The 8,330-nt window shown below is 60.1% G+C and carries 6 protein-coding genes; all 6 read left to right on the forward strand.

The features are described from left to right. The first annotated feature begins 215 nt into the window (after window positions 1-215). The 6 genes from serC (at window position 216) to rpsA (ending at window position 8,256) form a co-directional block, all read left to right on the forward strand. Window positions 216-1,301, forward strand: a complete 1,086-nt coding sequence (gene serC / locus UB23_RS17640) for a 3-phosphoserine/phosphohydroxythreonine transaminase (protein WP_045060589.1) — start codon at window positions 216-218, stop codon at window positions 1,299-1,301. After that, window positions 1,301-2,395 carry a prephenate dehydratase gene (pheA, locus tag UB23_RS17645; protein ID WP_045060590.1) on the forward strand — a complete coding sequence of 365 codons (1,095 nt, stop codon included), beginning with the start codon at window positions 1,301-1,303 and terminating at the stop codon, window positions 2,393-2,395. Before serC ends, pheA begins: the two co-directional genes overlap by 1 nt. A gap of 12 nt (window positions 2,396-2,407) precedes the next feature. After that, window positions 2,408-3,520 carry a histidinol-phosphate transaminase gene (gene hisC / locus UB23_RS17650; RefSeq protein ID WP_045060591.1) on the forward strand — a complete coding sequence of 371 codons (1,113 nt, stop codon included), beginning with the start codon at window positions 2,408-2,410 and terminating at the stop codon, window positions 3,518-3,520. Between the two features lie 28 nt (window positions 3,521-3,548). Continuing rightward, the gene (locus tag UB23_RS17655) at window positions 3,549-5,756 is read left to right on the forward strand and encodes a bifunctional prephenate dehydrogenase/3-phosphoshikimate 1-carboxyvinyltransferase (RefSeq protein ID WP_045060595.1); all 2,208 of its coding nucleotides are present in this window, start codon (window positions 3,549-3,551) and stop codon (window positions 5,754-5,756) included. Beyond that, window positions 5,753-6,442 carry a (d)CMP kinase gene (gene cmk, locus UB23_RS17660; RefSeq protein ID WP_045060592.1) on the forward strand — a complete coding sequence of 230 codons (690 nt, stop codon included), beginning with the start codon at window positions 5,753-5,755 and terminating at the stop codon, window positions 6,440-6,442. The genes UB23_RS17655 and cmk overlap by 4 nt, the downstream gene beginning before the upstream one ends. 119 nt (window positions 6,443-6,561) lie before the next feature. After that, window positions 6,562-8,256: a 30S ribosomal protein S1 gene (rpsA, locus tag UB23_RS17665; protein ID WP_045060593.1), complete on the forward strand. Its 1,695-nt coding sequence runs from the start codon at window positions 6,562-6,564 to the stop codon at window positions 8,254-8,256. Window positions 8,257-8,330: the final 74 nt, after the last annotated feature.

The raw sequence follows: 8,330 nt of genomic DNA on the forward strand, positions 1-8,330 counted from the left end.
CTGTTTGAATATGGAATGTAGAACCCGTAGGAGCTGCCGAGTGAAACGAGGCTGCGATCTTTTGATCTTGCCTTGTCCGTACTATCAAAAGATCGCAGCCTCGTTTCACTCGGCAGCTCCTACAGATATCAACATGTCCAGATATCCAGAGTTTCCAGAGTCTTCAGTTTTCAGATTTATTGCGTGACTACCACCAAATCAGAGCGAGATTGGATGTGAGCAAGAGAGCCTATAACTTCTGTGCCGGTCCTGCGGCGCTTCCTGAAGCTGTCCTGAAGCGCGCTCAGGGTGAACTCCTTGATTGGCATGGCAAGGGCCTGTCGGTCATGGAAATGAGCCATCGCAGCGATGAGTTCGTGTCCATCGCCACCAAGGCCGAGCAGGATCTGCGTGATCTGCTCAATATCCCCTCCAACTACAAAGTGCTGTTCCTGCAGGGGGGCGCCAGCCAGCAATTCGCCCAGATTCCGCTGAACCTGCTGCCGGAAAGCGGCTCTGCCGACTACATCGACACCGGTATCTGGTCGCAAAAAGCCATCGAAGAAGCTTCGCGCTACGGTCACGTCAACGTTGCCGGCACTGCCAAGCCCTACGACTACTTCGCCATTCCTGGCCAGAACGAGTGGCAGCTGTCCAAAGACGCCGCCTACGTCCACTACGCCCCGAACGAAACCATCGGCGGCCTGGAATTCCAGTGGGTCCCGGAAACCGGTGACGTCCCGCTGGTTGCCGACATGTCCTCGGACATCCTCTCGCGTCCAATCGATGTGTCGCGCTTCGGCATGATCTACGCCGGCGCCCAGAAGAACATCGGCCCGAGCGGTATCGTGGTCAACATCGTTCGCGAAGACCTGCTCGGGCGCGCCCGTTCCCTGTGCCCGACCATGCTCAACTACAAGGTCGCGGCCGACAACGGCTCGATGTACAACACTCCGCCGACCCTGGCCTGGTACCTGTCCGGCCTGGTGTTCGAATGGCTCAAGGAGCAGGGCGGCGTCGAGGCCATCGGCAAGCTCAACGAAGTGAAACAGCGCACGCTGTATGACTTTATCGATGCCAGCGGCCTGTACAGCAACCCGATCAACAAGTCCGACCGCTCGTGGATGAACGTGCCGTTCCGCCTGGCGGACGACCGTCTAGACAAGCCGTTCCTGGCCGGTGCCGAAGAACGTGGCCTGCTGAACCTCAAGGGCCATCGTTCCGTGGGCGGCATGCGCGCCTCCATCTATAACGCCGTCGATATCGTTGCGGTCAACGCACTGATTTCGTACATGGCAGAGTTCGAGAAGGAACACGGCTAATGTCTGAGCAAGAACTCAAGGCACTGCGCGTTCGCATTGACGCCCTGGACACCAAGGTCATGGAGCTGATCAGCGAGCGTGCACGGTGTGCCCAGGAAGTTGCGCGAGTAAAGATGGCCTCCCTGGCCGAAGGCGAAGTGCCAGTGTTCTATCGTCCTGAGCGTGAAGCCCAGGTGCTCAAGCGCGTGATGGAGCGTAACCAGGGGCCGCTGGGCAACGAAGAGATGGCGCGGTTGTTTCGCGAAATCATGTCCTCGTGCCTGGCCCTCGAGCAGCCGCTGAAAGTGGCCTACCTCGGCCCTGAGGGCACGTTCACCCAGGCAGCTGCCATGAAACACTTCGGCCATGCAGTGATCAGCAAGCCGATGGCGGCGATCGACGAAGTGTTCCGTGAAGTGGCGGCGGGGGCGGTGAATTTTGGCGTGGTGCCGGTGGAAAACTCCACCGAAGGCGCGGTCAACCACACCCTCGACAGCTTCCTGGAACACGACATGGTGATCTGTGGCGAAGTCGAGCTGCGCATCCACCACCATCTGCTGGTCGGTGAAAACACCAAGACCGATAGCATCAGCCGTATCTATTCCCATGCCCAGTCCCTGGCCCAGTGCCGCAAGTGGCTGGACGCGCACTACCCAAACGTCGAGCGCGTGGCGGTTTCCAGCAACGCCGAAGCGGCCAAGCGGGTCAAGGGCGAGTGGAACTCGGCGGCGATTGCCGGTGACATGGCCGCAGGCCTGTACGGGCTGACGCGCCTGGCTGAGAAAATCGAGGATCGCCCGGATAACTCCACGCGATTCCTGATGATCGGCAGCCAGGAAGTGCCGCCGACCGGTGATGACAAGACCTCGATCATCGTTTCCATGAGCAACAAGCCGGGCGCGCTCCACGAGCTGCTGGTGCCTTTCCACGACAATGGCATCGACCTGACTCGAATCGAGACGCGTCCTTCGCGCAGTGGTAAATGGACCTATGTGTTCTTTATCGACTTCGTCGGCCATCACCGTGATCCGTTGATCAAGGGTGTACTGGAAAAGATCAGTCAGGAGGCCGTGGCGCTTAAAGTGCTGGGCTCCTACCCCAAAGCAGTTCTCTAAGGGCGATAGCACATGAGTGGTAACTTCCTCGCTCTGGCACAGCCGGGCGTGCAACAACTTTCGCCTTACGTTCCGGGCAAGCCCGTGGACGAACTGGCGCGCGAGCTGGACATCGATCCGGCCAGCATCGTCAAACTGGCGAGCAACGAAAACCCGCTGGGCGCCAGTTCCAAGGTCCTGGCCGCCATCCGCGAAGCGCTGGCCGAGCTCACCCGCTATCCGGACGGCAACGGTTTTGCCCTCAAGACCCTGCTGGCCCAGCAGTGCCGCGTCGAACTTGATCAGGTGACCCTGGGCAATGGTTCCAACGACATCCTCGAACTGGTCGCGCGGGCTTACCTGGCGCCGGGCCTGAACGCGATATTCAGCGAGCACGCGTTTGCCGTCTATCCGATCGTGACCCAGGCCGTTGGCGCCGAGGCGCGAGTGATCCCGGCGAAAGACTGGGGGCACGACCTGACGGCCATGCTGGCGGCGATCGATGCCAATACCCGCGTGATTTTCATCGCCAACCCGAACAACCCGACCGGCACCTGGTTCGGCGCCGAAGCCCTGGATGAATTCCTCCAGGACGTTCCGGAGCATGTGCTGGTCGTGCTGGACGAGGCCTACATCGAATACGCCGAAGGCAGCGACTTGCCGGACGGCCTCGACTACCTGGCGGCTTACCCGAACCTGCTGGTGTCGCGTACCTTCTCCAAGGCCTATGGCCTGGCGGCGCTGCGCGTTGGCTACGGGTTGTCTACCGCCGTAGTGGCCGATGTGCTCAATCGGGTGCGCCAGCCATTCAACGTCAACAGCCTCGCCCTCGCCGCGGCGTGTGCGGCGTTGCAGGACAGCGACTACCTGGCTGAAAGCCGACGCCTGAACGAAGCCGGCATGCAGCAGCTGCAAGCGGGTTTCCGTGAGCTGGGGCTGAGCTGGATCCCGTCCAAGGGCAACTTCATCTGCGTGGACCTGGGTCGCGTTGCGGCGCCGGTCTTCCAGGGGTTGCTGCGTGAAGGGGTGATCGTGCGGCCGGTGGCCAACTACGGCATGCCGAACCACCTGCGCATCACCATCGGCTTGCCTGCCGAAAACAGCCGCTTCCTCGAGGCGCTGACCAAGGTTCTGGCCCGTGGTTGATGTCACTGCACTGCAACCTGCGGCGCCTATGATCGGGCGCCTGGTGGTGGTCGGCCTGGGCTTGATCGGTGGTTCCTTTGCCAAGGGGTTGCGCGAAAGTGGCCTGTGCCGCGAAGTGGTGGGGGTCGATCTTGATCCGCAGTCGCGCAAGCTGGCGGTTGAGCTGGGTGTGGTGGATCGCTGCGAAGAAGACCTGGCGCTGGCCTGTCAGGGTGCCGACGTGATCCAGCTCGCCGTGCCGATCCTGGCCATGGAGAAAATGCTCGCCCGGTTGGCCGGCATGGACTTGGGCCAGGCGATCCTGACCGATGTCGGCAGCGCCAAGGGCAACGTGGTGCGTGCGGCCACCGAGGCGTTCGGCGGCATGCCGTCGCGCTTCGTGCCGGGGCATCCGATCGCCGGTTCCGAGCAGAGTGGGGTGGAAGCCTCCAATGCCGAGCTGTTCCGTCGCCATAAAGTCATCCTGACGCCGCTTGCGCAAACGGATCCGGCCGCTTTGGCGGTGGTCGATCGTCTGTGGCGCGAACTGGGTGCCGATGTCGAGCATATGCAGGTCGAGCGTCACGACGAAGTACTGGCGGCTACCAGCCATTTGCCGCACCTGCTCGCATTCGGTTTGGTCGATTCATTGGCCAAGCGCAATGAAAATCTTGAGATCTTCCGTTACGCTGCCGGCGGTTTCCGCGATTTCACGAGAATCGCGGGCAGCGACCCGGTCATGTGGCACGACATCTTCCTCGCCAACCGCGAAGCTGTGCTGCGCACACTCGATACATTTCGCAGCGACCTCGACGCCTTGCGCGACGCGGTCGATGCAGGGGATGGGCACCAATTGTTGGGCGTATTCACTCGCGCCCGGGTTGCCCGCGAACATTTCAGTAAAATCCTGGCCCGCCGGGCTTATGTGGACGCTATGAACTCCAACGACCTGATTTTCCTGGCACAACCTGGTGGCCGCCTGACTGGGCGGATTCGAGTACCAGGCGACAAATCGATTTCCCACCGTTCGATCATGCTCGGCTCCCTCGCCGAAGGCGTCACCGAAGTGGAAGGTTTCCTCGAGGGCGAAGATGCCCTGGCGACCTTGCAAGCCTTCCGCGACATGGGCGTCGTGATCGAAGGTCCGCACCACGGGCGCGTGACCATTCATGGCGTCGGCCTGCATGGCCTCAAGCCTGCTCCAGGCCCGATCTACCTGGGTAACTCCGGTACTTCGATGCGCCTGTTGTCCGGCCTGCTGGCTGCGCAGGACTTCGACAGCACCCTGACCGGCGATGCCTCGCTGTCCAAGCGCCCGATGAACCGCGTCGCCAATCCGCTGCGCGAAATGGGCGCAGTGATCGAGACGGCGGCCGAAGGTCGTCCGCCGATGGTCATTCGCGGTGGCAACAAGCTCAAAGGCCTGACCTACACCATGCCAATGGCCAGTGCCCAGGTTAAATCCTGCCTGCTGCTCGCTGGCCTGTACGCCGAAGGCAAGACTACCGTCACCGAGCCGGCACCGACTCGCGACCATACCGAGCGCATGCTGCGTGGCTTCGGCTACCCGGTCAGCGTCGAGGGCGCTACCGCGTCGGTCGAGTCCGGGCACAAACTGACCGCTACCCACATTGAAGTGCCGGGCGATATCTCGTCCTCGGCGTTCTTCCTGGTGGCGGCGTCGATCGCTGAGGGCTCTGAGCTGGTGCTTGAGCACGTCGGCATCAACCCGACCCGTACCGGCGTGATCGACATCCTGCGCCTGATGGGCGCCGACATCACCCTGGAAAACCAGCGTGAAGTGGGCGGCGAGCCGGTGGCGGACCTGCGCGTTCGTGCAGCTAAGCTCAAGGGTATCGAGATTCCCGAAGCGCTGGTTCCACTGGCGATCGACGAGTTCCCGGTATTGTTCGTCGCAGCTGCGTGCGCCGAAGGTCGGACCATCCTGCGTGGCGCCGAAGAACTGCGGGTCAAGGAGTCGGACCGCATCCAGGTCATGGCCGACGGCCTGCTGGCGCTGGGTGTGAAATGCGAACCGACCCCGGACGGCATCATCATCGACGGCGGCCTGATTGGCGGCGGCGAAGTGCACGGTCACGGCGACCACCGGATTGCCATGGCCTTCAGCGTTGCGTCCCTGCGCGCCACTGCGCCGATTCGCATCCATGATTGCGCGAACGTCGCGACCTCGTTCCCCAACTTCCTCGCGCTGTGCGCGCAGGTCGGCATCCGCGTTGCTCAAGAGGCTCAGTCGTGAACATCAAGCCACCGGTCATTACCATCGACGGCCCAAGCGGGTCGGGCAAGGGCACCATCGCCGGCATACTGGCCAAGCGCCTGGGCTGGTGCCTGCTGGATTCCGGTGCGCTGTACCGCCTGCTGGCTTTTGCCGCACGCAACCACGGTGTCGACCTGACGAATGAAGAGTCGCTGAAGCTGCTGGCCGCTCATCTGGACGTGCAGTTCGTCGGCGCAACCGAAGGTCATCCGCAGCGCATCATCCTCGAAGGCGACGATGTGACCGATGACTTGCGCAACGAACAGGTCGGCGCCTGGGCTTCCCAAGTGGCCGCCTTGCCGGCCGTGCGCGACGCTCTGCTGCAGCGCCAGCGGGCTTTTCAGGAAGCTCCGGGGCTGGTAGCCGATGGCCGCGACATGGGTACGGTGGTTTTTCCGGACGCGCCATTGAAGATTTTCCTCACCGCCAGTGCCGAGGAACGTGCGCGCCGTCGATACTTGCAGTTGAAGGGCAAAGTCGATGGTGTTAGTCTGTCGAGTCTGCTAGATGAGATACGTGTCCGCGACGAGCGTGACACCCAGCGAGCGGTAGCCCCGCTCAAGCCGGCGGCTGACGCCATACAGCTGGATTCCACGGAATTATCCATCGACCAGGTGCTGCAACGCATCATGAGCGAGATCGCCATTCGCGATATCGCCGGGTGACCAAGAAGCGCAACAGGGGACCAGTCATAGTCCTGCAGTGCTTCTTTAAATGAACGTAACCCACGTCGTCTGGGATGTGGAGATGGGCGTATTCTTCGCCCTTATACTCAGGAATTAAAATGAGCGAAAGCTTTGCGGAACTCTTTGAAGAAAGCCTAAAAACCCTGAACCTTCAGGCAGGCTCCATCATCACCGGTGTTATCGTTGATATCGATTACCAAGCTCGCTGGGTAACCGTTCACGCTGGCCTGAAGTCTGAAGCACTCATCCCGCTTGAGCAGTTCTACAACGACGCTGGCGATCTGACTATCAATGTCGGTGACGAAGTTCACGTTGCTCTGGACTCGGTAGAAGACGGTTTCGGTGAAACCAAGCTGTCCCGTGAAAAAGCCAAGCGCGCTGAGTGCTGGATCGTTCTGGAAGCAGCCTTCGCAGCTGAGGAAGTGGTCAAGGGCGTTATCAACGGTAAGGTTAAAGGCGGCTTCACTGTCGACGTTAACGGCATCCGTGCGTTCCTGCCAGGTTCCCTGGTTGACGTCCGTCCTGTGCGCGATACCACGCACCTGGAAGGCAAAGAGCTGGAATTCAAGGTCATCAAGCTTGACCAGAAACGCAACAACGTTGTCGTTTCCCGTCGTAGCGTCCTCGAAGCCGAGAACTCCGCTGAGCGTGAAGCTCTGCTGGAATCCCTGCAGGAAGGCCAACAAGTCAAAGGTATCGTCAAGAACCTCACCGATTACGGCGCATTCGTCGATCTGGGTGGCGTCGATGGCCTGCTGCACATTACCGACATGGCTTGGAAACGCATCAAGCATCCATCGGAAATCGTCAACGTTGGCGACGAGATCGATGTCAAGGTTCTGAAGTACGATCGCGAACGCAATCGTGTTTCCCTGGGCCTGAAGCAGCTGGGCGAAGATCCATGGGTTGCTATCAAAGCCCGTTACCCAGAAAGCACTCGCGTTACCGCTCGTGTAACCAACCTGACCGACTACGGCTGCTTCGCTGAGCTGGAAGAAGGCGTTGAAGGCCTGGTACACGTTTCCGAAATGGACTGGACCAACAAGAACATCCACCCTTCGAAAGTCGTACAAGTCGGCGACGAAGTGGAAGTTATGGTTCTGGACATCGACGAAGAGCGTCGTCGTATCTCCCTCGGCATCAAGCAGTGCAAATCTAACCCATGGGAAGATTTCTCTGGCCAGTTCAACAAGGGCGATAAAATCTCCGGCACCATCAAGTCGATCACCGATTTCGGTATCTTCATTGGTCTGGACGGCGGCATCGACGGTCTGGTTCACCTGTCCGACATCTCCTGGAACGAAGTGGGCGAAGAAGCCGTTCGCCGCTTCAAGAAGGGCGACGAGCTGGACACCGTTATCCTGTCGGTTGACCCAGAGCGCGAGCGCATCTCCCTGGGCATCAAGCAACTGGAAAGCGATCCGTTCTCCGAGTACGTTCAAGAGAACGACAAAGGCGCAATCGTTAAAGGCATCGTGAAAGAAGTTGACGCTAAAGGCGCCATCATCACTCTGGCCGACGATATCGAAGCGACTCTGAAAGCCTCCGAAATCAGCCGTGACCGCGTTGAAGACGCGCGCAACGTTCTGAAAGAAGGCGAAGAAGTAGAAGCCAAGATCATCAGCGTTGACCGCAAGAGCCGTGTAATCCAGCTCTCCATCAAGTCGAAAGACGTTGAAGAAGAGAAAGAAGCAATCCAAAGCCTGCGCGACAAGCCAGCTTCGGATACCGCTGCTCCTGGTCCTACCACTCTGGGCGACCTGTTGCGTGCACAAATGGAAAAACAGAACTAAGTTCTGTCAGACCATAGAAAAAGGGCGACTTCGGTCGCCCTTTTTTACGCCTGCAATTCAGAAAACCCCCATTC

This window comes from Pseudomonas sp. ES3-33 (assembly GCF_000952175.1).
GTDB classification, from domain to species: domain Bacteria; phylum Pseudomonadota; class Gammaproteobacteria; order Pseudomonadales; family Pseudomonadaceae; genus Aquipseudomonas; species Aquipseudomonas gregormendelii.

Coding starts and splice junctions, on each gene's coding strand:
- UB23_RS17655 (WP_045060595.1), top strand. CDS start 3,549: ATGATCGGGCGCCTGGTGGTGGTCGGCCTGGGCTTGATCGGTGGTTCC.
- hisC (WP_045060591.1), top strand. CDS start 2,408: ATGAGTGGTAACTTCCTCGCTCTGGCACAGCCGGGCGTGCAACAACTT.
- pheA (WP_045060590.1), top strand. CDS start 1,301: ATGTCTGAGCAAGAACTCAAGGCACTGCGCGTTCGCATTGACGCCCTG.
- rpsA (WP_045060593.1), top strand. CDS start 6,562: ATGAGCGAAAGCTTTGCGGAACTCTTTGAAGAAAGCCTAAAAACCCTG.